Here is a 26387-nt window from a genome sequence, read left to right as displayed (position 1 = left end):
TACCACCGCCCATTGCAGCCACGGCCGCACCGACAACTGCATGCGTGGCTGTCGCCTGCTTGCTTCCTGTGGTCCAGCCTTCATGTCGCTCGATATCACCTGCCGCGCGCATGCCGACGTAGCCCGCAACCTGACCCGCTTCCTGATTCTCGGCCACCTTCTGCGCATCGAAGATGGTCTTCAGGCCCTGTGCGTCGATGTCCGGGTTGCGGTCCAGACCCGAAAGGTCCTGACCGGGGTTGTCGCGGATATCGACGGTGCCTTGCGCGATGCCGGCGTGGGTGACGCTGCTTGAGCTCTTGCCCTGCGGGATGCTGCCACTTGGCTGGAACCCCGTCATACCGCTGGCATTGCCCGTGCCGTAGCCGCCGCCGACGCTAGCGCTCCAGGCGCTGTAGTCAGCTTCGTTCTGCAGGTCCGAGTAGCTCAGGCTGCCGGTGGAGAACAGGTTCCTGGACGGATCGGCCGTGCTGGCGATGACGCCGCCGGTCAGATCAGTGTGATGCCCGACGCTGATGTCGTAGNTCGCGGATATCGACGGTGCCTTGCGCGATGCCGGCGTGGGTGACGCTGCTTGAGCTCTTGCCCTGCGGGATGCTGCCACTTGGCTGGAACCCCGTCATACCGCTGGCATTGCCCGTGCCGTAGCCGCCGCCGACGCTAGCGCTCCAGGCGCTGTAGTCAGCTTCGTTCTGCAGGTCCGAGTAGCTCAGGCTGCCGGTGGAGAACAGGTTCCTGGACGGATCGGCCGTGCTGGCGATGACGCCGCCGGTCAGATCAGTGTGATGCCCGACGCTGATGTCGTAGCCGCCGTCGCCCGCGGCGATGCCGCTGGTCTGGGTGACGCTCTTGTACTTCGAGTCGGTCTGCGCGGCGCTGGCTGAACCACTGACGCCCGCTCCGCCGCCGCTGAAGCCGTAGACGACGGTCACGCTACCCTGCCAGTTGTTGCTGGCGTAGTCGTTGGTGTCCTGCTCGCTGGCGATGTGGAGATCGTGACCGATGTCGGCCAGGACCGTGTTGCCGGTCGCCTGCGCGCCCTGGATGGTGGCGTCGTTCCCGGCGAACAGGTTCAGCGTGTCATCGGCGCCAATCTGCGTATCCAGGTGCGTCGTGCCGTTGCCGTGGGTGCGGCCCTTGCCGCCGTTGACTGTGGCGTAAATGCCGGTGGTCTGACCGATGCTGACGCCGACTTCGCCACCAGCGTTCGCCTGCGACTGGCTCTGCGTGTGCTGCTCGGCCTGACTGAGCAGGTTGAGATCGTGGCTGGCCGAGAGGCTCACGTTCTGGCCGTGCACCTGGCTGCCGATGACGTTCAGGTCACCGTTCGTCGCGGCGATGGTGACGTCGCCCTGGCTCTGGATATGGCTGCCGTAGGCGACGTCGTCATGGCTGTCGGCGTGACTGTTGACGGTGCTGGCGCCGATGCCGATGCGCAGGCTGGTTCCCGTACCCGTCGCACTACCCTGCTTGGCACTCTGACTACCGCCTTTGTAGGCATCGTGCGCTGCATACCCTGCTTGTACGGCGTACAGCGCCTTCAGTCGCTTGTTGTCGGTATGCCCCGCCGCCTTGCCGGAAGCGTAGGCCGACTCGGCCTGTCCCACGACACCGCCGGAAAGCCCCGCCATGATGCCGCCGGTATGCTGCGACTGCGACTGGTGCGTGTCGACACTGCCGACCGCGGCATCGATGGTGACGTTCTGGCCGACGATGGCGGTGCCGGTCTGGCTAAGCACGTCGCTGCCGGTGATATGCACGTCGTGGCCCGCGGTCAGCGTGACCGAGCCGTCGCTGCTGCCAATCAGGCTACCGGTCGGCGTGACATCGGTTTCGCTGGCTTTCTGCGTGCCCTTGGAGATGCCGAACATGCCGTGCAGACCGCTGCGCTGAGCGCCGGTGGTGCGGTTCTTGAAGCTGTGGCTCTCGCTGTGGGTGCTGGTCGCGGTGCCGATATTGAGATCGTGACCGGCAGCCATCACCACGTCGTGCGTGGCGGCGACCTGCGCACCCTGCGTGTCGATGTCGTTGCCCGCGACCACGCTCACGCTGTCGCCGCTGACCGCCGTGCCGTAGGCGGTCCGATCCGCGCTGCTGTCGCTCTGCGAGCTGCTGCGGCGCGTGAACAAGTCGCCCTTCGAGGTACCGGTCAGGACGCCCATGCCGCCACCGCGCTTGGTGGTCGTGCGTTCGTGCTGCTCGTCGTGGGTATCCGTGGCCGCGCCCAGCTCCACGTTGTGTCCCGCGCCCAGTACCACGGCCTGATCCGCACCGATCTGCGCGCCCTGCGTGGTCAGATCGTGACCCGCCGTGACGCTGACGTTGACGCCGCTGAGACTGGTGCCGACGGCGACGCTGTCCTGCGTGGCGTCGTGGGTCGTCGTGCTGGAGCTGGACAGGACACCGTTGTGGCGGCTGTAGCTGTACTGCTCCGTCGTGTGCTGTTCGGCGCCGGCATTCAGATGCACGTCGTGCGTCGCCGAGACGCTGACGTTGCCCTGTTCGCTGTAGGCGCTGGTCGCCGTCAGGTTGGCATCGCGCCCGGCCTGCAGTACCACGCCCTGGGTACCGCTTAGGCTGGTGCCGCGCAGGGTGTCGTCGCTGCGGCTCTGCGTGCTGGAATGATGTCCGTGTTCCTGCCCGCTGCCCTGGATCGTGGTGTCGGTCACCGCCTGCAGGTTCAGGTCACGGCCGGCGCCGACGGCCGCTACACCGCCGGCCGTGACCTGTGCCCCCTGGGAGTTGACGTCGCGGCCGGCGATGACCGTGACGTCATGTCCTGCCTGCAATTGAGCCACATCGTGCGTGAGATGGGTCACCATCTGCATGCCGTGGCTGTCGCCGCCCTGATGCGCCATGGCGCCGAGATCGATGTCGCGCCCGGCCAGAAGACCGATGTCGTGGCCCGCGCTGAGATGCGCTGCTGTGACGTTGAGGTCACGCGCCGCCGACAGCTGCAGATCCTGACCGGCGCTCACCGCCGTGCTGCTCAGGCTGAGATCGCGCCCGGCACTGACGAACAGGTTGCCGCCGGCGCTGATCGCACCCGGCAGCGACGCGGAGAGGTCTGTCGCCGATACCGGCATCGAAAGTCCGCTCAGGTTCGCGATACCCAGCACCGAAGCGGCCTGCAGACCGCTGCGTATGTCGTTGCCAGCCACCAGGCTGACATTGCCGCCGGCGTGGATGCTGCCGCCGTTGAGGATGTTCTGCGCGGAGGTGATGCCCAGATCGCCGCCGGCGTCGATGCTGCCGCTGTTGAGCAGATTGCCCGCATGCAGGACCGCGTTCTGACTGGCCTGGATGCTGCCGTTGTTCTGGATTTCGCCATCGGCATTCAATTCGACGTTGGTGCCGGCGATCTGCGCGCCGCCCTGCGTCATGGCCTTGGCGTGCGCCGCACTCAGGTAGACCACGGGCACCAGGACCTGCTGTCCGTCGACGTCCTCGCTGACCAACCACACCATGTCCTCGGTCAGACTGGCCATCTGCTCGGCCGTCAGAGCCACGCCTACGGTGAGGTCGAACGACGAGGCCTGCTGGATGCCCGCATCCATCAAGTCGCGGTATTGCGCAAGCGCATCCGTGTCACCGGAAAGGAATCGACGTCCGGTCAGCTCGGTGATCTGATCGAGTACCTGACGCTGCTCGTAGAAGCCGTCGCCCAGACGCTTGCCGACATCGGCCGGACTCAGGCCTAGGTGATCGAGCAGATAATCGCTGCTGATGAATTGGCTGTAGTCGGCGAAGCGCGGATCGGTTTCGATCAGGTAACTGCTGTTCGGATTACGGTCGATGCTGTATAGGCCCGATTGCGGCAATTGCAGATGCGCGTCGGATCCGCCCAGGGCCAATATCGACTGCGGCGGCAGAACCTGCCCGTTCCCGGCCTGATCCGCGGAAGCCTGCGAACCGCTCACGCCGGTACGACCTGCAGCGACAGCGACATCGCCGCCCCCCGCCGAAGCCCCTGCCGCCTGGCCCAGCGAAACCTTGCCCGCGCCGACCGAACCGCCACCGACCGAACCCACACTGCCGGATGCGCCGCCGGTGATCGTGCTGCCGCCGGTGTTCGCACCGAGGCCGATGGCGCCATGCACGGGCTGTCCATCGGCGTTGACCACGGTGTTGTTGATGGTGTGCGCCTGGATCGAGACGGTCTGCCCCGCCGTCATGCTGGCGGAAAGACCTGCACCCGGTGCGATCTGAATCCAGCCGTTGTTGCCGGAAGGATCCAGCGCCACGGTCGAGGTGCTGACCTCGGTCGGTCGATACTGGATTGGTGGCTGTCCGGACTCGCGATTGGAATACCAGCGGCTGCCCTTGTAGTCGCCGTCCACGGCGTACACGGTCTCGCTGCGCACCTGTGCCGACGGCGCCCACGCGATGTTCTGCACGGTCTCGCCGCCCACGCTTCCGCCGCCGCCGGCACCGTTGGCGCCGTTGATGAACAGGTTTCGGCCTGCGGCGATGGTCGAGGCATCGTTGAGCACCGAACCGCCGATGCGGATATCGCGTCCGGCCAACAGGCGACTGGACGCACTGGCGTCGACCAGCCGCTGTACGGACTGGACGGTCTCCGTCAGCGTCTTGTGGCCGGAGTCGCCGTAATAGCCCATCGGGCCGCAACGCAACGCGTGACCATTCGTGCTCATGGTGGCGTACTGCGCACACCAGGCCACGGCGATGGGATCGGTGGTCCAGTCGAACGTGGTCGAGCTGGTGGTGGTATTGCTCGCCTGTTCGGTGGAAGTGAGCACGTGCGTCGTGGTGTTGACCACGCGGCGCTCATTGGTCAGTTGCTGAGCCGCGACCTGGATGTCGCCGTCGGCTTCGATGTCGCCGGAACGGTTGATGATCGCCGCGCTCCGGCCCAAAGCCGCATCGGCGGCGAGGGTTAGATCGCCGGTGGTGAAAATGGTGGCGTCACGATTGAGCAGGGTGCCTGACACATACAGCGCGATGCTGTCGGTCGCGGCGATCAATGCGCTCTGATAGGCCGCATTGCCGGTCGCCGTGCCCAGGTCCGCACCATTGTCGAGACGCTGAGCATGCGCGGTGATCTGCCCGCCGATCAGCGTGCCCGTGTTGAGCAGGTAATTGGCCGTGAGATTCACGCTGTCGCCTTCCACGCGACCGGCGTTGTTCAGCGTCTGCGTGGCGACGAGGGTGGTGTCGACGCTGTCGATGACGGCGCCTGCCGCGTTGTCGATCGTGGCTGCGTGCACCGCCAGTGTACCGACCGCCTGCAGATGCGCATTCTGCGAGTTGGTGAAGGTGCCGCCGACATTCAGCGTCAGGTTGCGGTTAGCCTTGAGCGCGTTGCCCTGGCCGTTGACGTAGCTGCCGGGCAAGTCGAGCAGAAGATCGCGACCGGCCACTACGCGACCGTCGCCGCTGAGCGCACTCAGATGCAGGTTCAGGTCCTGGCCGGCATCGAGATCGCCGCCAGCGTTGCTGACGTTGCCGATGCTCAACGCCAGCGTGCCGGCGGCGCCGAACTGTCCGCTGGTGTTGGTCAAGCCCGCACCGGCATGAGTCCAGTCGATGTCGTGTGCGGCATAGACCGTACCGCCACTGTTGTTGATGCCGGCGAGCTTAAACGTGAGATCGCTGGCGGACACCAGACGACCGGATTGCCGGTTGTCGAGCTGCCCGGCCGAGAGATCGACCACGCCCTGACCGCCCAGCGTGCCGCCGCGATTGTCGACATTCTGCTGGATCGCAATCGTCGTTGCGCCCTGCCCGGCATTGGCGAGGCGGCCACCGCTGTTGTCGAGACTGACGGCATGCACCGAGAGGCTGGCGCCGCTCTGCGCCGCACCCGATTCGATGCGGCCCGCGTGATTGCCGAGCGCGCCGGCCACCTGCAGGTTCACCGAACCCTGTGCCTGCAGCGCGCCCGAGGCGTTGTTCAACGCTCCCTGCACCACCGCCGCGAGCATGTCGCCGGCGTAGACCTGGCCGGCATTCGTCCAGGCCCCGGCGTGCACCGTCACCGATCCGTTGCTGCCGATGAAACCGCCAGTACCGCCGTTCAGCAGGCCGTCGACGGTCACGGTCAGTGACTGCGTACCGACCGCCTTGATGAATCCGCCGGCATTCTCCAGCGTTGCGGACTGGATCGTCGCGCCCTGCTGCGCCTGCAGGGTTCCCGCGCTGTTGTCGATGTCGTGACCGGCGGAGACGTCGAGTTGCCGTGCGACAACGCTGCCACCTGCGTTGTCGAGATTGTCGCCCTGCAGCTGCACTGCATCAGCCGCCTCGATCGTACCGGCTCGATTGTCCACGCTGCCGTTCGCCTGCAACTGCAGCGCGCCGTTGCCGGCGATGGTTCCGGCCTGATTGACTAGCGCGCCATCGCTGGTCAGCGTGAACAGTCCGGTACCTGCGTGCTGCAGCTGGCCCTGGCTATTGTCGATGGATGCCGCGTGCACGCTCAGGTTCGCGGCGTTCGTGGCCAGCGTTCCGTAGGCGTTGTCGAAGGCGCCGGCGAATCGAAGATCGAGATCGCCCGTGCCGCTCTGCAGCAGCGTGCCGTGGCGATTGTCGACGCCCGACACATGCAGCCCGAGAACGTCCGCGCTCATCTGACCGCCGTCGCTGACCGCGCTACCGCCGTTGATCCATGAACCGCTCGCCGTGAGATCGGCGCTACCGTTCGCCTGAAGCCGGGCGCTGCGCGTGACGATGTCGCCGCTGGTCGCGACCAGCGTCAGATCGCCGCCAGCGCGGGCCTGCGCGCCGGACAGATCCAGGCTCGACCCGCTGAAGTCGAGATCGCCACCCGCCAGAAGACTGCCGCCGGCGGCCAGCGACTGGCTCGCCGTCACGGTGAGTTGTCCATTGGCGCCGAGACTGCCGTCGCTGGCGAGGCCTGCCGCCCACGTGCCGTTGCCTTGCGTGCGCGCCGCCTGCGCGTCGACGTCGCCCTGCGCGGCCAGCACGCCGGCGTTGTCCAGCAGGCCACCGACCGTCCAGTCGAGCGTGCCGCCGGCGTAGGTGGTGCCGGTATTGCTGGCGTCGCCTGCCACCGTGGCACGAAGTGCGCCTGCGCTGCGCAGCACACCGGCATTGTCCAGCGAACCCGCATCCACAACCAGGCCGAGTGCACCGTAGATGCTGCCGGCATGCTGCAGCAGACCGCCCACCGTCACCTGCGCCTGCTGCGCGGCGTAGATGACGCCGTCGGCCCCGATGTACACATCACCTGCGTTCTGCACAGACAACGCGCCACCGGACTGGATGACACCGTCGCTGTGCGCGTGGCCGTTGCCGCGCATGTCCAGATCGCCGGCGGCGACAAGCTGCGCACCTTGCGCGTTGTCGACATCATTGGCGACCACGGCTAGCGCATCGCCCGCCTTGATCGACCCCTGATTGTCGAGCGTGTCGACCTGCAGGCCCAGCGAGGCGCCGCTCTGCATCTGCCCCTGGTTCTGCAGCGTGGCAGCGTTGAGCTGCATGCCGGCACCGCTGACCACTACGCCACCGGTCTGCAGCGTATTGGCGATCGTCAGTGTGACGGCCTGCGCGGCACTGAGCGTGCCGCTGTTGCCGAGCGCAGCGGCATCCAACTGCAGATCGCCCTGGTCGGACTGGATCGTGCCGTCGTTGTTCAATGCCTGCGCGACCGTCAAGGCGACCTTGCCGCGCGCTTCGAGCTGCCCGGACTGCGCGATGGCGTCAGCCGATACCTGCGCACTCCCGCCGGCATACAGATCGCTGGTCGCGCCGGCCTGCAACGCGCCGGCCACGACCAGCGCGAGATCGCCATCGATGGCGTAGAGGTGTCCCTGGTTGTCGAGTGTGCCGCCCACCTGCAGTTGCGCGTCCTGCTGCGCTTCGATGGCACCCTGCGAGGAGGCATCGCCCTGCGTGGTCAGCGACAGCGAACCCAGACTGGTTAGGGTGCCGGCGTTCGTCAGCGAACCCGCGTGGATGGTCTGTGTGCGACCGGCCTGCAACGTACCGTCGTTGTTCAAGGCCTGCGTCAGGTGCAGGTCGAGATCATGGCCGGCATACAGCAACGCGCCCGACGCATTGTCGAGCGTCCCGGCTTGCGTCAGGGTCAAATCGGTTCCGGCCTGCAGCGTGCCGGCGTTCTCGATCTGTCCGGCATCGGCCAGCGTCAGTGCGCCGTCGGCCAGCATCTTGGCCTGCGCGTCATTGATGAGGTCGGTACCGCCGAGCCAGGCATCGCCCTTGGCGTGCAACACGCCCTGGTTGTGCAGCGTGTCCGCCTGGACATGCAGCTGCGTGCCACTCTGCACCTGGCCAAGGTTGTCGAAGGTACCGGCGTCGACTGCGACATCCTGCGCACCGACGATGACGCCGTCATTGACCAGATGGCGATCGGTCTGCAGGGCCAGTGAGCCCTGCGCACTGAGCGCTCCCGCGTTGCCGATGCTTTCGGCCTGCACGGACAACGCGCCCTGGTCCGTCTGGATCTGGCCCTGGTTGTCGAACAGACCACCGACATGCAATGCACTGCCGGCACCGGCTTCGATGTGGCCTGCGTTGCTCAAGCTCGCCGTCGTGGCAAGCACCTGACCGGAGGCGTACGCGTCGCCAGCCGAGAGATGGCTCCAATCGCCCGTGACATCGATATCGAGATCGCCGCCGAGCGCGTACAACGCGCCGCCGCTCTGCAGACTGAGTCCCTGCAGCATCAGCGACTGTGCTGCCTGCACGGTGCCATCGGTCACCAGCGCACCGCCCGCCTGAAGCTGCGCACGGCCGCCGGATACGACCTTGCCGGTGCTGGAAAGCGTGTCCGTTGCCTGCAGCGCGATATCGCCGTTGGCGAGCAGTTGGCCGCGGTTGTCGAGACTGGCCGCCGTCAAGCCGAGTGCACCATGGTCCGCCTGCAGCACACCGCTGTTGGCGACTGCGCCGGCCGAGGTCACCGACAATGTCTGCCCAGCTTCGATCGCGCCGACGTTGCGCACACTGCCCGCGTGCAGTTCGATGGCACCGCCGGAGGCCATCGACGCGCCCACATCCTGGCTCACATCCCCGCCTGCGTGCAGGCTGAGGCTGCCGCCGGCCGACTGGATCTGACCATGATTGCGGATGGCACCGTCCGCCCGCAGGCTCAAGGCGCTATCGCTGTACACGGTGCCGCTTAGATCGAGGGCGCTTGCCTGCACCGCCAGTACATGCGCCGCCAGCACGCCGGCGGACTGCACCTGCTGTGGCGTCGTGATCTGCAGCGTTCCGGTCGCCGTGGTGGAACCGTCCAGCACGATCTCGCCAGCGTTGGTCAACGTGAAATCGCCATTCTGCGCGGCGATCTCGCCCTCGCTGTTCACGCCGACGCCCGTCTCGGTGCCGACCAGGTGAATCACATTGGCATACATGCCGCCGAGAGCGGCGACGTCGATGCCGACGCCGGGCGCGTCGCCCTCGCCGTCGATGCGCTGGGTGGACAGGTCGCCATAGGCGATCCGGTTGGCGCCGGCCACCACGTTCAGACGCTTCGCCCAGAGCTTGGCGTTGAGGTCGATGGTGCGAGCGAGCAGGTCGACGCGATCGATGCCGCTGGCATCCAGTCCGCTGCCGCCGATGTGGATGCCGCCGCGCACCACACGGAACGCCGCCAGACTGCCGTCGCCGCCGAACACCGGGGTGCCGGTGGTGAGCACGCCGCGCGGCGTATTGATGAAGCCGCAGCCGTTGCAGCTGATGCCGTTGGGATTGGCGATGATGAGTTCGGCCGCGGGACCCGCAACTTCCATGTAGCCGTTGAGCTGGCTGGCCTTGGTCGAGGTGACCTCGTTGAGGATGATGCTTGCGGAGCCGCTGCTGCCGAGTTGGCTGTTGCCATAGATGTAACCGGCCAGCTTCGTGTTGGAGATCTGCGCGCTGTTGTTGAAGATCAGACCACGCGAATCGACGTCGAGCTGATCGTAGGTGTTGTGCGACACGCCCTTGGCGTTCGGCGCGACGATGTTGACCACCGGCGTGCCGTTCGGCGCCTGCACGACCTGCGCCGTCTTGCCGTCATGCGCCACCGGCGTGACTTGCGCCTGGACGGCTGCCGGCCACCCGATCGCCCAGACCAGCATCGCCACGCCGAGTGCACGCGATGCCCGACGCCGGGCGCGCTGCAACGACGGCGTGGTCGGATTCGAGAACGATTGCATCTGCGTACTGGCCTTCATCGTGTATCTCCTGGCGTCCCTCGGGACGCATGGCCGCGAACAGCCCCCTGTCGCGACATCGCCGGGCGGCCTTCCGAACCGCCCCTTGTCGTTGGCGACCGCTGTTCCCGGTCGCTGTCGTTCTAGTACTGGTAGACCACCTGCATGCCGGCCGCCGGCGTGCGCGTGGAGAAACCGCTCGGCGCAAGCAGCGCCCAGCCGGCGAAAAAGTCCCAACTGAATCCGTAACGGCCGCCACGGGTGCCGATGAAGGCGCCGCTCAGCGCGTGCCCGCCGCGCAGCGCGCTCGGTCCGCCGACCTGACCGACATCGACGCCACCGTAGAGACTGATGCCGCTACGCCCCAGCGGCAGCGTCAGGCTGTTGCGCCAGAAGTAGCCACGCTCGGCGCCGAGCGTCTGTTCGCCATCGAATCCGCGCACGGTGTAGCGTCCGCCGATGGTGATGAAATCTTCGGCGTACAAGCGGTCGCCGCTGTACTGCGCATGCAGCGTGCTGGACCACAGCCAGGGCCGGTTGCCCCACGTGAACGGCAGGCTGAGGCTGGCGTCGAAGGTGTCGATGACGGTGTGGAACGTCGGCGCCCCGTGCGGCAGGCCCGGCGCATCGCGCTGCCCGCCGAACCACGGCACGCCGCGATGCTGCGCAAGGCTGAGATCGAGTTGGGCGCGACCGAGATAGCGCCGTTGCAGGATCGCCAGTTCCACCCCGCGCGTATGCCGCCGCTGGACCTCGATCTCCACACCTTCGATGCTGCTGTGCGCTTCGCGGCTGCTGAGCGTCAACCGCAACGACGTGCGGCTGGATGCATCGCGGAACACCATGCGCGTCGCGGAGAGCGCCTGGGTGCGCGAGCGCCCGGTGCTTTCGAAGGTCTGCTGCGCACCCTCGATTTGCTGGTGATAGCCGTAGCCGGAGGAATCGAAGGCGAAGGTCCAGTCGCCCCACGGCACGCTGTAGCGGAAGTGGTTATTGCGCGTGCCCTTGCGCCACGCGTTGCTGCCCACGTAGTAGCCGACGCCCATGCTGAAGAGGTCGTTGATGCCCAGCGGCTGATCGACGGCCAGCTGCACGCCGCCCTGCTGTCTCCCGGTCGCTTCCGAACCGGCGTCGTCGTAGTTGAAACCGACGCGCACGCGATGCGTGCGCCGGACGTTCAGCACCAAATCGGACACGCCGGGCCGATCGCCGGGCGCGATATCGATGCGCACATCCTGCGAAGGCACCCGCTTCATCTGTTCGAGTCCCTGCTCGATGGCGCGCAGGTTGAGCAGATCGCCCGGGCGCAACGGGAAAGCGCTGCGCCAGTCGGCGTGCACCGACCCCTTGGCGAAACGAATGCGGCCGACCGTGCCGGGCACCAGCAGCAGGCGCAGCTCGCCGCGAGACAGATCCTGCTGCGGCACCAGCAGGCGCGTGGTCACGTAGCCACGCGCCAGGATCAGGTCCGACGCCCGATGCATGATGCGCTCCAGCCCCTGCTGCCCGACGCAGCGACCTGCGTAGCGGTCCAGATAGCGTGCTAGCCAGGGGAACGCGGCCACGCGCGGTCCCGTCAGAGTCAGGCGATGCAGCGTGAAACACGGCGTTTCCCGCGGCAGATCGAGCCGGTGGTAGTCGGTATGGCGAGCCGTCTGCAGACGAACATCCGGCGCGGCGCGTTGCTGCTCACGCTGCTGCGCCTCGCGCTGATCGCGCTGACGTTGTTCCTGCTGCTGCGGCTGCGCGACCTGTTGCGCGTGCGCCGGGCGCACGAAAGCGCACGCGCCCATCAAGGCGCATGCGATACCGAAATACGCATACATGGACTTCGTGCGGCTGCGCCCGCAACGCTCCGAAGCCGAGCCCCCTGTGTACTGCATGGCTCCTGCCGTTCAATCCGTTTTTGTGAGCCGCGCCTCGTGCGCGGCGATTCCGTGGACTATTTTATACGATAAGCCCTATGTAACGCGATCATGAAAACCTGAAATATGAATGGCTCGCAGGTAGGCGCGCGTCGCGAATGGCTGTCGGAATGACCCTACAAGAGCAGGCTTGCAGGGACGTTTCTCGTCTGAAGAACCACGCGAGGCCCGATCCGGATCGCGCGGCCAACGGGAGTGCGCTTCAGTTCGAGCGACCGTAGATATCCTCGAAACGCACGATGTCGTCCTCGCCCAGGTAACTGCCGGACTGCACCTCGATCAGCTCCAGCGGCACCCGCCCGGGATTCTCCAGACGGTGCTTGGTGCCGACGGGAATGAAGGTCGACTCGTTCTCGCCGAGAATGAACACATCGTCTCCGCGCGTGACGCGTGCGGTGCCGCTGACCACGATCCAGTGCTCGGCGCGATGGTGATGCATTTGCAAGCTCAGCGCCGCGCCCGGCTTCACGGTGATGCGCTTGACCTGGAAGCGTTCGGCCATGTCCACCGAATCGTAGGAACCCCACGGCCGATACACCTTGCGATGCAGCACCGCCTCGCTGCGCGCATCGCCCTTCAGGCGCTCGACGATCTGCTTGACCTCCTGCACGCGATCGCGATGCGCGACCAGCAGGGCGTCGTCGGTGTCGACCACCACGGTGTCGTCGAGGCCGATCATCGCCACCAGACGGCGCTCGCTCCAGGCGTAGCTGTTGCGGCAGTCGATCGCCATCACGTCGCCGTGGTGCGCGTTGCCGTCGCCGTCCTGCGCGGCCACCTCCCACAGCGCCGCCCAGGAACCGACGTCGTTCCAGCCGGCTTCGATGGGCAACACTTCGGCGGCTTCGGTCTTCTCCATCACCGCGTAGTCGATGGAGTCGGATGGACAGGCCTCGAAGGCAGCCTGGTCCAGGCGCAGGAAATCGCTGTCCCGGGAAGCCTTGTCGAAGGCTTCGCGGCAGGCCGCCAGCATGTCCGGCTGGTGCTTTTCCAGTTCGTGCAGATAGCGCGAGGCACGGAACAGGAACATGCCGCTGTTCCAGAAATAGGCGCCGGAAGCCAGATAGGCTTCGGCCGTGTCCGCGTCCGGCTTCTCGACGAAGCGCTCGACCGAGCGCACGCCTTCGCCCGGCGCGGCCTTGATGTAGCCGTAACCGGTCTCCGGCGCGGTCGGCACGATGCCGAAGGTGATCAGCGCGCCTTCCGACGCGCGCGGCGCGGCGGCCTGCACGGCCGCGCGGAAGGCGTCTTCGTCGGCGATCACGTGGTCGGACGGAAGCACCAGCAGCAGCGGATCGGCGCCCTCGCGCGTGGCCTGCAGCGCGGCCGCGGCGATGGCCGGCGCGGTGTTGCGCGCGACCGGCTCCAGCACGATCGCCGACGGCGTGCAGCCGACCTGACGCAGCTGTTCGGCGACCATGAAACGGTGGTTCTCGTTGGTCACCACCAACGGCGCGCCTTCGCGCACCAGCGACGCCACGCGCAGCCAGGTGGCCTGCAGCATGGAGTGCTCGCCGGCCAGCGCGAGGAACTGCTTCGGATAGCCCTCGCGCGACAGCGGCCACAGGCGTGTGCCGGAACCACCGGACAGCAGGACAGGGATCAGGTCATTCATGCGTAGTACTACGTTCCGTTCGTGAGTGCGATCAGAGCCGCCCGTCGACATCCTCGATCGGGAACAGGCCCTTGACGTCATACAGCACGGCGCCCGGCTTGCCGAACGCGCGCACGCCCTGCGCGCCCAGTTCGGCGAACTGGCGGTGCGCCACGGCCAGGATTACCGCATCGTAGACCCCCGCCTGCGGTTCGGCCACCGGCGCAATGCCGCACTCGGTGCGCGCCTCGTCCGGTTCGGCCCAGGGGTCGTACACGTCGACGTTGGCGTGCGCGTCTTCCAGCTCGTGGATCAGGTCCACTACGCGCGTGTTGCGCAAGTCCGGGCAGTTTTCCTTGAAGGTCAGGCCCAGCACCAGAATGCGCGCGTCGACCACGTGCATGCGACGGCGCGACAGCAGGCGGATCACGCGGTTGGCGACGTAGCGACCCATGCCGCTGTTGATGCGGCGCGCAGCCAGGATCAGGTCCGGATGGTAGCCGCTGATCTGCGCGCGGTAGGTCAGGTAATACGGGTCCACGCCGATGCAGTGGCCGCCGACCAGACCGGGACGGAACGGCAGGAAGTTCCACTTCGTGCCCGCCGCCGCCAGCACCTGCTGCGTGTCGATGTCCAGACGATGAAACAACATCGCCAGCTCGTTCACCAGCGCGATGTTGACGTCACGCTGCACGTTCTCGATCACCTTGGCCGCCTCGGCCACGCGGATCGATTCGGCGCGGTGCGTGCCGGCGTGGATGATGCGCTGATACAGCTCGTCGACGAAGGCGGCGACCTCGGGCGTGGAGCCAGAAGTGATCTTGCGGATGTCGCCGACGCGACGCTCGCGGTCGCCCGGATTGATGCGTTCCGGGCTGTAACCGCAGGCGAAATCCTCGTTGAAGCGCAACCCGGACACCTGCTCCAGGATCGGCACGCAGACCTCCTCGGTCGTACCTGGATACACCGTGGATTCGTAGATCACCACGTCGCCGACCTTGAGCACCGCACCGAGCATCGCGCTGGCCTCGCGCAGCGGCGTGAGGTCCGGGCGCTGAGCCTCGTCGATGGGCGTGGGCACGGTGACGATGAACACGTTGCAACTGCGCAGGTCCTCGCGGTCGGCGCTGTAGCGCAGCCCCTTGGCCGCCTGCAGTTCCTCGGCGTCGACTTCCAGCGTGTGGTCGTGTCCGCTGCGCAGCTCCTCGACCCGGGGCGCATGGATGTCGAATCCCAGCACCTCGTCCCCGCGACCGAATTCGATCGCCAGCGGCAGGCCGACATAGCCCAGACCAACGACGGCGATACGTGGCTTTTCAGGCAGTTGCATGCTGAACCCCCTCGCGAAAGTGGCAAGAGTACACGAAGCGCGGGCCGCTCGAACCTGTCGCGGCTATCGGCAGCATCGGCGCGAACCGCTATTCTCGGGACCGTTTCCGCCGCGCGAAGCCCCATGTCCGCTCTTCCCGACACCGAACGCAGCCGCCAATGCCTCCGCTGGACGCGGCAGAGGCTGGACGATGCCGGCGCCACGCTGGAGATCGCCTCGGCCGACGCCAGCTTCCGCAGCTATTACCGCGCGCACAGCGGCGGGCGCAGTCTGATCGTGATGGACGCGCCGCCGGACCAGGAGGACATCGCGCCCTGGCTGGCCATCGGCGAGCGTCTGCGCGCGGCCGGTCTGCACGCTCCCGAAGTGTTGGCGGCCGACGTCGCGCAAGGTTTCGTGCTGATGGGCGACCTCGGCTCCACGCACTACCTGGACGTGCTCGACGAGGGCAATGTCGACGCTCTCTACGGCGAGGCGATGGACGCGCTGGCGCGCATGCAGACCCGACTCGATACGGACGCGCTGCCTCCCTACGACGAGGCGTTCCTGGTCCGCGAGATGGAACTGCTGCCGACCTGGTTTCTCGAACGCCACCTCGGCCTGACGCCGGACTGCGGCCAGTGGGACGTGCTGGAGCTGGCGTTCCGGCGCATGGCCGTCAGCGCGCTGGCGCAGCCGAAGGTGTTCGTGCACCGCGACTTCCACAGCCGCAACCTGCTGGTCGTCGACGACAACGGCCCCGGCATCATCGACTTCCAGGGCGCGCTGGCCGGACCGCTGACCTACGACCTGGCCTCGCTGCTGCGCGACTGCTACATCGCCTGGGACCGCGAGCGGGTCGAAGCCTGGACCGAAAGCTACCGCGCGCGACTGCGCGCCGCCGGCACGCTGTCCGCCGAGGTCGATGCCACGCGCTTCCTGCGCTGGTTCGACCTGATCGGCCTGCAGCGCCACGTGAAGGTGCTGGGCATCTTCTGTCGTCTGCACTACCGCGACGGCAAGCACGGTTATCTGCGCGACCTGCCGCGCGTGCTCGACTACGTGCTCGATGTCGCCGGGCGTCATGCCGAACTGCACGACTTCGCCGAGCTGCTGCGCCGCGCCGTCAGCGACCGCGACCTGACCCAGCCGCGCGACGAAACCACCGCCGGGCCGACCGACTGACATGCGCGCGCTGATCTTCGCCGCCGGTCTGGGCACGCGCATGCGTCCGCTCACCGACCGCACGCCGAAGCCGCTGCTGTGCGTCGGCGGCAAGCCGCTGATCGTCTGGCATCTGGAAAAGCTCGCCGCGCGCGGCGTACGCGAGGTGGTGATCAACACGGCCCACCTCGGCGCGCTGTTCCCGCAGACGCTGGGCGACGGCGCGCGCTGGAACCTGCGCATCCACTACGCGCACGAGGGTGACGCGCCGCTGGAGACTGGCGGCGGCATACTGCACGCCCTGCCCCGACTGGGCGACGCGCCGTTCCTGGTGGTCAACGGCGACGTCTGGACCGACTTCGACTTCGCCCGGTTGCCGGACGCGCCGCGCGACCTCGCGCATCTGCTGCTGGTCGACAACCCGGTGCATCACCCGCAAGGCGATTTCCGTCTCGACGCCGAACACACGCTGCACGACGACGGCGAACCGCGCCTGACCTTCGCCGGCATCGGCGTCTACCGTCCGCAGCTGCTCGACGGCTGGCGGCAGGTCATCGGCGAGCGCGACGGCGCGACGATGCAACCGCCGCGTTTCGCACTCGCCCCGCTGCTGCGCGCGGCCATGCGCGAAGGCCGCATCGACGGCCAGCACCACGCCGGACGCTGGACCGACGTGGGCACGCCGGAACGCCTGCGCGAACTCGACGCCAGCCTGCGGGGCTGAATCAGGAACCGTCCGCCCAATCGCCGTGCGGCGTCGGCGCGTACCCGGCGGCCTTGCGGTCGGCCTCGCGGATCGCCTGCATGCCCGGCAGATAGCGCATCTCGAAGTACACATTGTCGCCCGCGCACGGCGCCCGCTGCGTCAGCGCGGTGCGCGCGGCCTCGCCGGACAGCGGGCGCGCGGCGAAGCGCTCGTCGTCGCCGGTCTGCTCGAACAGCTCGTACACCACGCCATGCGCAAGACGCGCGTCGCATTGCTGCAAGGGCCGCAGATACAGTGCGCGCTCGTTCGACGTCAGCCGTCCGGTGCCGGAGCCGTCCTGCACCCACACCCGCACGCCGGTCCGACCGAGTTCGCGCAACAGTTCGGCGTAGGCGCCCGGCGCCATGTGCCCGGCGAAAAACGTGCTGAGGTAGACGGGCACGTCGCGCACCTGCCGCAGGCTGCGCACTTCCTCGCGCAGATGCTTCAGCAGCACGGCGCGTGCGGCACGGTCGCGCCAGCGCAGGTCATCCACTTCCAGCGGCAGGTACCAGGCCGTCACGGCCTCGGGCGGCAATCGCTGCAGCCAGCTTCGGGCCAGCGCGCGGTCGGTGCGGGCCAGCGTGCGCAGATACGGTTCCAACTGCGCCGCGGCAACCTGCTGCCGGGTGAAGAACGCGGGATCGGCGCCCAGTCCGACGATCAATTGCAGTCCGGCGGCCTGCGCCTGCCGCAGACGCGCTTCCAGCCAGGCCCGCTCGCGGGCCTCGGTGAAGGCGTCGCCGTAGGCCACCCACTGCACCGCCAGCGTGTCGAAGCCGAGCGCGCGCACGCGTCGGAACAATGGCGGCCAGTCGGCCTCGGGCACGGCCGCGTCCGCGCTCTGCGGCTGGTAGAACAGCACCTTCGGCGCGGACCAGGCCGGCGCATGCAGCGCGCACGCCAGGATCAGGAGCAAACCGAGCGCGCCGCGGCGGATCACCAGTGTTTCCCCACGGTCAGGTACACCGCGTTGCGTTCCGGCAGGTAGCTGGTGAACGCATGCTGCACTTCGACGCCGATGCTGAAGCGGTGCCGATAGGCGTCGTAGCGGCTTTCGCCGTACCAGACGTTCCAGCGCACGCCCACGCCCACGCGCACGTCACGCCCGAAGCCGGCGCCATGTGCGCGATCCAGTCCGTTGAACTGCGCATGCGCGTAGGGTTCCAGGGTCTGACCGGCGGCGAGGCGACGATGCAGACTGACGCGGTAATCGGCCGTCACCGCGGTCTGCGAGCTGCGCAGGTAATGCGCCAGATCCAGGTACAGGTTCTGCGTGGCCCACCAGCGCGTGGCCGGCCGCCAGTCCTGGTTGTAGCGGTCGCGGAACGCCGTCGAGTAGCTGAAGCGCGCCATCGTGTCGCCGCGCGTATCCGGATGGTTGTCGAGCGGCGCCTGTTGTTCCAGCGACAGCACCGCGTTGTGCGCGCGCCACGGTTTCCAGTGCAGGCCGACGCCGAGCATCGGCGCATGCGTGGGCCACACGTCGCCGCTGCGTCCGCTGCCGGCGAAGACGCGCGCATACGCCGACAGCCCGCCCGCACGCTCGTTGCGCCACGCATCGTCGAGCCGGTACTGCGCTTCGGCCTGGAAATAGCTGCGGTAGGACACACCCGGCGCAATCGGGTTGGCGGCCGAACTCGTGGTGTCGCCGAGGATCAGATCGGCATCGACACTCCAGCGCCGACCCAGGTCTTCGTGCAGGCGACGCAGGGCGAAGCGCTGCTGCGACTGTGCGATGTCCTGCGCATCGCTCTGCTCGGCATCGAAACGATCAATGGCCAGCGCCGCGTAGTGCCGTGCCGCCATCCGATCGCCGCGCGCCTGATTGAGATACATCAACTGACGGATCAGCGTGTCGTCGCCGGGCATCGACGCACGCGCCCGCTCGAACTGCTCGATGGCCGGACCGACCGCGCCGCGCTGCAGATGCGCGTAGCCGATGCGCCGCGCCAGCACGGCATCCTGCGGCGTCATCGCCTGCGCCTGCAGCAGGGCGCGCAATGCGGCTTCGTCTTCGCCGCGACGCTCCTGCACATCGGCCAGAGCCACGTAGTACGCGGCATCCGGGCGGATCGCGATCGCCTTGCGCAGCGCGTCGACGGCCACCGACGAAGTCTCGGGTTCGGCACGCGCCACCAGCCACCAGTAGCGATCGTTGACCGCATCGACCGCGCCTTCGCGCGCCGCGTAAGCCTGCAACCAGGTCCGCGCTTCCTCGCGATGTCCGGCTTCCAGGGCGGTGGTCGCCGCCGCCAGCAGATCCTCGTCGCGCAGTTGCTCCGGCGGCAGGGCGCGCCAGACCGACATCGCCGTCGCCATGTCCTGTGCGGCGAAGGCCTGGTACGCCAGCGCCCGTGCGCTGTCGGCATCGCCCTGCAAACGATGCGCCTGTGCGTAGGCGTGCTGCGCGAGGCCGGGCTGTGTGGCGCGATAGCAGTCCGCCAGTGCGCGCCACGCCATCGCCGGCGCCTCGCCATCGAGGCCACCCATCGCGGCGCGCAGTCCCTCGCAATCGTGCAGCGCCACCCACACGCGCAGTTGACCCGCGTGTCGCTGCGCATCCTGCAACGGCGTGCGCAGACGAACACGCTCGGACACGCCGAACGCCTCGGGATGCGAGGCCGCCAGCACGGCCAGACGCGCGAACAGCGGGTCGGGATCGGCCGTCCCGGCGAACGGATAGGACTCCATCAGCAACGTCGCCGCCTGCGCCTCGGCGCCGGCTTCGAGCAGTCGGTAGCTGGACACGTCCAGCGAAGCCGCGCCACCCGGCGCATCGCGCGTCGCCCGCGCATGCATCAGCGCCTCGTCATGGCGGGCTCGCTGCAGGGCGACCTCGAAGCGTTGCTCGCGAAAACCATTTTGCGGCAAGCGCTGCAACAGGCTCTCCGCCAACGGCCACTGCGCGTCGTGCATCGCCTGCGGCAGCACCAGACCCGCATGCAGACGACGCCCGGCCGGCGTGCGCGGACGATACTCGCGCAGCAGCGACGGTTGCAGGCGCACTACCCGCTGCAGCAGGTAGATCCATGCTTTCTCCTGCGTTTCGTCCTCGAACCTCGGCGGGCTCGAACGCAGGTAGCCGGCCAGCACGTTCCAGTCGCCGCGCCGCGCCAGCAACTGCGCCAGCGCCAGACGCTGCGCCGCCGCATCCAGACCGCCGCGTTCCTGCAGCGCCTGCGCACGCTGCGGTCGATCCAGCACCAGCAGCACGTTGAACCACTGCTCGCCTTCGGCACGGCTGAGCGCGCCCTGCCGTTCCAGCGCCTCGAACTGACGCGCCGCCAGCGGCATGTCGCCGACATGGATGGCTCGCTGCGCCAGCGAGCGGCGCAGCGACAACCCTTCCGGGGCGTTCGCGAACGTCTCGTCCTCCAGCTCATGTTCGGCACGCTGAAGCTCGCCGCTGCGCAGGGCCTCGAAACCGCGCTGGGCGCGACACACCGGAGAATCGTGACGCGCGCAGTCGACCTTTGCCGTGGCGAGGTCCAGCGCCTGCAGCGCCGCCAGCAGCCGCGGATCGGCCGGTGTCGCCAGCAGCTGCTCGACCAGCACGCCACGCGCGCGCTGCGCTTCGCCGAAACGTTGATACGCCGTGGCCAGATCCAGCGCCGTGCCGACGCTGCGCGGCGCCAGACCGCGCGCCTGCTCGAATTCGGACATGGCGCGCGCCGCGTCGCCACGCTGCATGGCCTCGTGCGCGCGCTGCTGATGCGGATAGATCAGGAAGCGGCGGTAGGCGCTGACGTCGTCGTAACGCGTCGAGGTCGACGCCGACGCCGCGGGGGTCTGCTGAGCCTGCGCGCCGCCCGCTGCCAGCGTGAGCAGCACGGCGATGCAGAGGGTACGCCGCACGATCATCCTCTCGCCCCCGCCGCCTGCGCCAACGGTGGCGCGCAGACATCGTCGATCAGATCCTCGATCTGCGGCTGCAGAGCGTCCTGCACGGCCAGCGCATGCTGCAACGTGTCGCCATCGATGACGCCCTGCTCGACCAGAAAATCGCCGAGTCGCTGCGCGCTGCGCGCGTGGTTGAGCAGCATCGCGCGCAGCACGATCTCGTCCAGGCAGCCCCGCGCCACCAACACTTCGCCGAGCATGACCTGACGCGACACGTAGCGCTCCCAAAGGGCGTTCGCCTGTTCGCGGCGCAGGCGCCCCGAACGCACGGCCTGGTCGAGCGTCTGCACCGCCGCCGCATCGCCCGCATGCGCGTGCCAGTGACGCAGCCCGACCGTCACCTGCCCCTTGTGCGCCAGCACGTAGCGGACCGGACCACCGAGTTTGCGCGCCAGCGCCGCCAGCGACACCGGGTCGATGTAGGACTCGCTGGCCAGCACCAGAGCCTTGCCCTCGACGCGCAACGGCAGCACCGCGTAATGCAGCGCGATGTGCGCCGGTACCCGCGCGATGATCGCCTCGTCGATGGCATGCGCGTCGACCGACTCGCAAGGCACGCCAATCTGCTCGGCCATCGGCCGCGCCAGTTGTTCGGGACGCAGCAAACCGGCGTGGATCAGCGAACTGCACAGATGCAGGCCGTCGATGCGGTGATGCGTGGCGTGCTGCAACTGCGCTTGGCTCAACGCCCCCTGCGCGACCAGCACGTCCTCCAGCGCCTGCAGCCCGCGCCGACCGTCGCCAAGACTGGGAAAATCGTGCGTGGTCTTGTCCCACGCAACGCGCCGCGGGTCGCCACACTGGATGATCTGCGCGATCGCGCGACAGTTGGCGAGGAAATTGATGAGATTGCCCCACAGCAGGCGCGGCACCGACAGCAGCCCCTGCGCCAGTCCGTAATATCCGGACACGAAGATCACCCGCTGCAGCATGCGGTTGGCCATCAGCAGCAGGTTCGCCAGCAGCAGCGCGTGGAACCACCAACCGCCCGTGAAGATCGACAGGAACTTCGGCGAATCCGTCCATAGCGCCTGTACCAGCCACAGGATCGCCAGCTGCAGCAGGATCAGCATCGCCGCGAAGCTGACGAAGTTGTTGAGCGCGCCCTTGCGGTCGCGCCACAGGAAATAGTCGAGGATCGGCTTGCCGGTCCAGCCGTGGGTCCGGTAGCCCTGGTAGACGATGCCGATGATCCAGCGCGACTTCTGCCGCACCGCGGTCGACAGCCGGTCCGGGAAATACTCGCGCACGCAGATCACGTTGGACTCGCGACGGCTGTCGCCGAAATGCCGCACCTTGCCCTGCGAGCCGTTCATGTCGAACACGGGAAAGCGCGCGAAGATCTCCTGCATGCCGCGCTGTTTCAGGCGCAGACCGATGTCGTAGTCCTCGGTCAGGCTCTGCACGTCGAAGGCGATGCCGTTGCCCTCCTCGATCAGCGCCAGCACCGCGCGCCGGCTGAAGCAGGTACCGACGCCGGCGCTGGGCACCTGTCCGGCCAGCGCCTCGCGCACCGGCACGTCCTTGCCGTGCAGCTCGGCGAACTCGTCGAGGTAGTGCAGACTGGTGAAGTTCGCCCACTGCCGCTCGAACGGATACACCGGCACCTGGATCAGGTCCTTGCGCTCGACCAGGTAGTTGAACAGGCGCAACTCCATCGCCGACAGCACGTCCTCGGCGTCGTGCAAAATGAAGCCGGCGAAGGCGATTCGGGCCTGCGACTCGAAACGCAGGATCGCATCCAGCACGTTGTTCAGGCAGTCCGCCTTGCTGGTCGGACCGGGACGCGCGCACACCACCTTGTGCACGTTGGGAAAACGCGCGCAGACGGCATCGACGTCACGCTGCGTATCCTCGTCGTTCGGATAGGTGCCGACGAAGATGTGGTAATTCTCGTAGTCCAGCGTGGTCGCGGCCAGCTCGGCCATGTGTCCGATCACGCCGGTCTCCTGCCAGGCCGGCACCATGATCGCCAGCGGTTTCTCCGCCGGCGCGAGCAACGCTTGATAGGCCATGCGCTCAGAGCGCCGGTACACCGTCAGCGAACGCCAGCCGCGCCGCACCCAGTACACGAGGTCGATGAACAGATCGTCGAGGCCGCTGATCAGCATCAGCAGCGCGACCACGATCACGACCAGACTCAGACCGAACAGGTAGGTCGAGAAGACATCCACCAGCGACATGACGCATCTCCCCGATCGCTCATGCCACCGTCGCCATCGACGCGGCGTCCGCCGTGCCCAGCGCGTGGCGCAGGACCCGCTCGATATGACTGCAGGCGTTGCCGTCGCCGAACGGATTGCCGGCGTGACACATGCGCAGGTAGGCGTCGCGGTCGTTCCACAAGGCCTCGACCTGCGCCGCGATGCGCTCGCTCTGCGTGCCGGCCAGACTGGCGCAGCCGCGCTCGATGGCTTCCGGCCGTTCGGTCTCGTTGCGCAGTACCAGCACCGGCACGCCGAAGGTCGGCGCTTCCTCCTGCAGACCGCCGGAATCGGTCAGCACCAGCCAGGCGTCGATCAGCGCCTGCTGCATCTGCAGGTAGTCCATCGGCGGCGTCAGCAGGACATTGTCGAGGCCGCCGAGGATGCCGTGCACCGGCCGCTGCACCACCGGGTTGAGGTGCACCGGAAACAGCACCGGCAGATCCGGATGCCGACGCGCCACGTCCGCCACCGCGCGGCAGATGGCTTCCATGTCGCTGCCCCAGTTCTCGCGGCGGTGCGCGGTCACCAGCAGATGTCCGCGCCCCTTCACGCTACGGCGGATGCGGCGATGCTTGACCACCCACTGCTGCGCGTCGATCACCGTGTTGCCGGTGACCGTGACCTGCGATGCGTCGATGCCCTCGTCGTGCAGCGCGGCGGCGGCACGGTCGGTCGGCGCGAAGTGGAACCGCGTGATGCGGCTGATCATCTGCCGCAGCCCTTCCTCGGGGAACGGACGCTGCAGGTTTCCCGTACGCAGGCCGGCCTCGACATGGGCAACCGGCACACGCTGGTAGAACGAGGTCACCGCGCCGAGATAGGTGCTCTCGGTATCGCCTTGCACCACCGTCAACGACCAGTTGCGCGAGGCCAGGATGGCGTCCAGTTGCAGGCGACAGCGGGCGCTGAATTCGGCCAGACTTTCGCCGCCGCGCATCAGCGCGACGTCCGGCAGGATATCGAAGCACTCGTGCATCTGCCGCGCCATCGCGTCGTGCTGGCCGGTATGCAACCAGCACGGTCGCGCCCAGGATGTCGCCCGCAGCGCGTGGTACAGCGGCGCGAGCTTGATCACCTCCGGCCGCGTTCCCGAAATCATCAGAATGTCATGCATGGCCTTTGCCTCCTCATGAGGTGATCGTTCCCCCCATGACGTCCCGGTCAACTCGCTTTCACGGCCTTCCGGCGACTCCTTCGCTGGCTTGGATACGGACCATGCCGTGGCACGAGACACCGACTTCGCTCGGAACCTCCGAATCGTTCGAAGGGGCATTGAGTATCCGTGGATCGACGCGACATTTCGCCTGTCGAATCGTTCTATATCCAACGGGGGTAAAGCCAAGACGGGTTTTCTGGCGCAGACTCTTTCGTCACGAAGTTCCGCTTGCGGACGCGCGGCTCGCGACCTGCGCCTGCCCTGCGGAACGACCCACACACCGCTCCATGAGGACGCCGCCATGTCTGGTCCAGCACCCGCTTCCCGCGCACTCCGCCGCCATGTCCGACGCGTTTGGCTGACGGCACTGATCGTGCTGCTCGCCGCGCCGGCACTTTCCCTCGCCAAGCCGCCGCCGCATGCGCACGGAACCGGCGTGATGCTGCCGCTCGCACCGGGTGGCTCGATCGCCAACCGCACCCTGCCCGCACCGCCGGCGCCACACAGCGCCACGCTGCCGACGCAACGACCTGCGCTCGGCAGCGCGCTGCGACTGCAGACGCCGCAGACGTTCTCCATGCTGTGGTCGCCGTCGGTGCTGCCCGTGTCGGCACCCGCGTTCTTCGCCGCGGCACCCGGCGCCGACGCCGAACGCAACACGCTGATCCTCTACGACAGCACCGGCGCCTGGGCCTGGCTCGGCGAGGCCTACGCGGTGCAGACCGGCAACCTGGTCTCGCACGCCAGTCGCTACACCATGCATCCGGCCATCGATTACGTGGCCGGCGAAATGGACGGCTATACGGGCATGATCTACATCGGCTCGACCTACGACGAACCGCTGCCCACCGCCCTGCTCGACGACGTGCTGGCCACCGACAAGCCGGTGCTGTGGATGAACAGCAACATCTGGCAGCTCAGCCAGCGCGCCGGCGACTTCGGCACGCGCTTCGGCTGGATGCCGCTGTTCTACAACTTCGACGAAGCACTGACGGTGAACTACAAGGGCGTCGCCCTGACCCGCAGCGCGTTGGCCGTGCCGTCGGGACTGCTGCAGACCTCGATCCTCGACCCGACCCGCGCCGAGGCCATCGCCACCATCACCGACAGCAACGGCGCGACGGCCCCTTGGGCCACGCGCGCGGGCCACTTCACCTACATCGGCGAGATTCCCTTCAGCTACGTCGGCTCGGACGACCGCTACCTCGCCGCGGTGGACCTCATCGGCCAGGTGGCCGACCCGAACATGCCCGACCGCAATCGCGCGCTGGTGCGCATCGAGGACGTCGGACCCGACGCCAATCCGAACCAGCTACGGCGCATCGCCGACTACCTCTACAGTCGCGGCGTGCCCTTCAGCGTGGCGGTGTACACGCACTACAAGGACCCGAACGGCGTCTACAACGACGGCGTATCGGTCAGCCAGACCATGTCGTCACGGTCATCGCGCCGCGTGCGTGACGCCCTGCAATACATGGTCGCCCGCGGCGGCACCCTGCTGATGCACGGCTACACCCATCAGTACGAGAACGTGCCCAATCCCTACAGCGGCGTCAGCGCCGACGACTTCGAGTTCTACCGCTCGCACATCAGCGCCGACGACTACGTGATTTACGACCAGCCGCCCGCCGAGGACTCGGCTGCCTGGGCGCAGAGCCGCATCGCGGCCGCCTTCGCCGAATTCGCGGCTTCCGGCCTGCCGACACCGACCATCTTCGAGTTCCCGCACTACGCCGGCTCGGCCACCGACTATCAGGTCGTGCATCAGAACTTCGGCGTCCGCTACGACCGCGGCCTGTACGCCGCCGGCTGGTGTCCGGGTGGCGCCTGCGGCAGCGGCACCCCGGACTACACGCGCATCTACGGCCAGTTCTTCCCGTACGCGGTGCGCGACATCTTCGGCTCGCTGGTGCTGCCGGAAAGCCTGGGCAACATCGAACCGGAGGAAGTGAACCATCACCCGCCGCGCTCGGTGCAGGACATCCTCGCCAGCGCGCAGCGCAACACCGTGGTGAAGGACAACGTGCAGAGCTTCTTCTTCCATCCCTACCTGCCACTGAGCCAGCTGCGCCAGCTGGTGCAGGGCATCCAGGGCATGGGCTACCAGTTCGTGTCGCCGGAATCGCTCAAGGACGGCTGACCGACCGCGACCGCGCGACGACGCCACGCCGCGCCCCTCTGCGCGGCGTGGCGTTTCCTGACAGCCGCTCGCGCGAATGGCAGAATGCCTCTTTTGACG

The 26387-nt window shown here is 67.6% G+C and carries 11 protein-coding genes; 3 read left to right on the top strand and 8 right to left on the bottom strand.

Going from position 1 to position 26387, the window contains the following annotated elements; all coding sequences use genetic code 11:
- Positions 1 to 525 precede the first annotated feature (525 nt).
- The 4 genes from LF63_RS16450 to LF63_RS04670 form a co-directional block, all read right to left on the bottom strand.
- Positions 526 to 10070 (bottom strand): hemagglutinin repeat-containing protein (locus LF63_RS16450; protein ID WP_425477058.1); only part of this gene is annotated, 9545 nt, incomplete at its 3' end.
- Positions 10071 to 10288: 218 nt separating this feature from the next.
- Positions 10289 to 11938 carry a ShlB/FhaC/HecB family hemolysin secretion/activation protein gene (locus tag LF63_RS04680; RefSeq protein ID WP_161782324.1) on the bottom strand — a complete coding sequence of 550 codons (1650 nt, stop codon included), beginning with the start codon at positions 11936 to 11938 and terminating at the stop codon, positions 10289 to 10291.
- Between the two features lie 334 nt (positions 11939 to 12272).
- On the bottom strand, positions 12273 to 13685 hold the full coding sequence (locus LF63_RS04675; protein ID WP_043099967.1) for a mannose-1-phosphate guanylyltransferase/mannose-6-phosphate isomerase: 1413 nt from the start codon (positions 13683 to 13685) through the stop codon (positions 12273 to 12275).
- Positions 13686 to 13716: 31 nt separating this feature from the next.
- On the bottom strand, positions 13717 to 14994 hold the full coding sequence (locus tag LF63_RS04670; RefSeq protein ID WP_043099966.1) for a nucleotide sugar dehydrogenase: 1278 nt from the start codon (positions 14992 to 14994) through the stop codon (positions 13717 to 13719).
- Between the two features lie 123 nt (positions 14995 to 15117).
- On the opposite strand from LF63_RS04670, the gene LF63_RS04665 reads away from it, so the two are divergent.
- Together LF63_RS04665 and murU are read left to right on the top strand one after the other, a co-directional pair.
- The gene (locus LF63_RS04665) at positions 15118 to 16158 is read left to right on the top strand and encodes an aminoglycoside phosphotransferase family protein (RefSeq protein WP_043099965.1); all 1041 of its coding nucleotides are present in this window, start codon (positions 15118 to 15120) and stop codon (positions 16156 to 16158) included.
- 1 nt (position 16159) lies between these two features.
- Positions 16160 to 16861 (top strand): N-acetylmuramate alpha-1-phosphate uridylyltransferase MurU, encoded by a 702-nt coding sequence (murU, locus tag LF63_RS04660; protein WP_043099964.1) that lies wholly within the window; start codon positions 16160 to 16162, stop codon positions 16859 to 16861.
- A gap of 1 nt (position 16862) precedes the next feature.
- Here murU and LF63_RS04655 read toward each other — a convergent pair whose 3' ends face one another.
- The 4 genes from LF63_RS04655 to wecB are packed head-to-tail and all read right to left on the bottom strand — an operon-like array spanning position 16863 to position 24106.
- Complete coding sequence (locus LF63_RS04655; protein ID WP_052394694.1) at positions 16863 to 17825, bottom strand: DUF4434 domain-containing protein; 963 nt, start codon at positions 17823 to 17825, stop codon at positions 16863 to 16865.
- Positions 17822 to 20740: an NfrA family protein gene (locus LF63_RS04650; protein ID WP_152569246.1), complete on the bottom strand. Its 2919-nt coding sequence runs from the start codon at positions 20738 to 20740 to the stop codon at positions 17822 to 17824. The genes LF63_RS04655 and LF63_RS04650 overlap by 4 nt, the downstream gene beginning before the upstream one ends.
- A 2-nt stretch (positions 20741 to 20742) precedes the next feature.
- The gene (nfrB, locus tag LF63_RS04645; protein ID WP_043099959.1) at positions 20743 to 22968 is read right to left on the bottom strand and encodes a cyclic di-3',5'-guanylate-activated glycosyltransferase NfrB; all 2226 of its coding nucleotides are present in this window, start codon (positions 22966 to 22968) and stop codon (positions 20743 to 20745) included.
- 19 nt (positions 22969 to 22987) lie between these two features.
- Entirely contained in the window at positions 22988 to 24106 is a 1119-nt protein-coding gene (gene wecB / locus LF63_RS04640; protein ID WP_043099957.1) for a non-hydrolyzing UDP-N-acetylglucosamine 2-epimerase, read from the bottom strand.
- A 343-nt stretch (positions 24107 to 24449) separates the two neighbouring features.
- Here wecB and LF63_RS04635 point away from each other — a divergent pair, with 343 nt between their 5' ends.
- Positions 24450 to 26288: a DUF2334 domain-containing protein gene (locus tag LF63_RS04635; RefSeq protein WP_221265667.1), complete on the top strand. Its 1839-nt coding sequence runs from the start codon at positions 24450 to 24452 to the stop codon at positions 26286 to 26288.
- The last annotated feature ends 99 nt before the right edge of the window (positions 26289 to 26387 follow it).

Origin of the sequence: Oleiagrimonas soli, from assembly GCF_000761445.1 — a bacterium.
In the GTDB taxonomy this organism is placed as follows: Bacteria; Pseudomonadota; Gammaproteobacteria; order Xanthomonadales; family Rhodanobacteraceae; genus Oleiagrimonas; species Oleiagrimonas soli.
Note: the sequence above shows the minus strand (reverse complement) of the source record. Positions and strands in the feature narration are given on the sequence as shown.

Bases quoted from the DNA above. Each gene is read 5' to 3' on its own strand.
- wecB (WP_043099957.1), bottom strand. From the start codon at position 24,106: ATGCATGACATTCTGATGATTTCGGGAACGCGGCCGGAGGTGATCAAG.
- LF63_RS04665 (WP_043099965.1), top strand. From the start codon at position 15,118: ATGTCCGCTCTTCCCGACACCGAACGCAGCCGCCAATGCCTCCGCTGG.
- LF63_RS04635 (WP_221265667.1), top strand. From the start codon at position 24,450: ATGTCTGGTCCAGCACCCGCTTCCCGCGCACTCCGCCGCCATGTCCGA.
- LF63_RS04680 (WP_161782324.1), bottom strand. From the start codon at position 11,938: ATGGGCGCGTGCGCTTTCGTGCGCCCGGCGCACGCGCAACAGGTCGCG.
- LF63_RS04670 (WP_043099966.1), bottom strand. From the start codon at position 14,994: ATGCAACTGCCTGAAAAGCCACGTATCGCCGTCGTTGGTCTGGGCTAT.
- murU (WP_043099964.1), top strand. From the start codon at position 16,160: ATGCGCGCGCTGATCTTCGCCGCCGGTCTGGGCACGCGCATGCGTCCG.
- nfrB (WP_043099959.1), bottom strand. From the start codon at position 22,968: ATGTCGCTGGTGGATGTCTTCTCGACCTACCTGTTCGGTCTGAGTCTG.
- LF63_RS04675 (WP_043099967.1), bottom strand. From the start codon at position 13,685: ATGAATGACCTGATCCCTGTCCTGCTGTCCGGTGGTTCCGGCACACGC.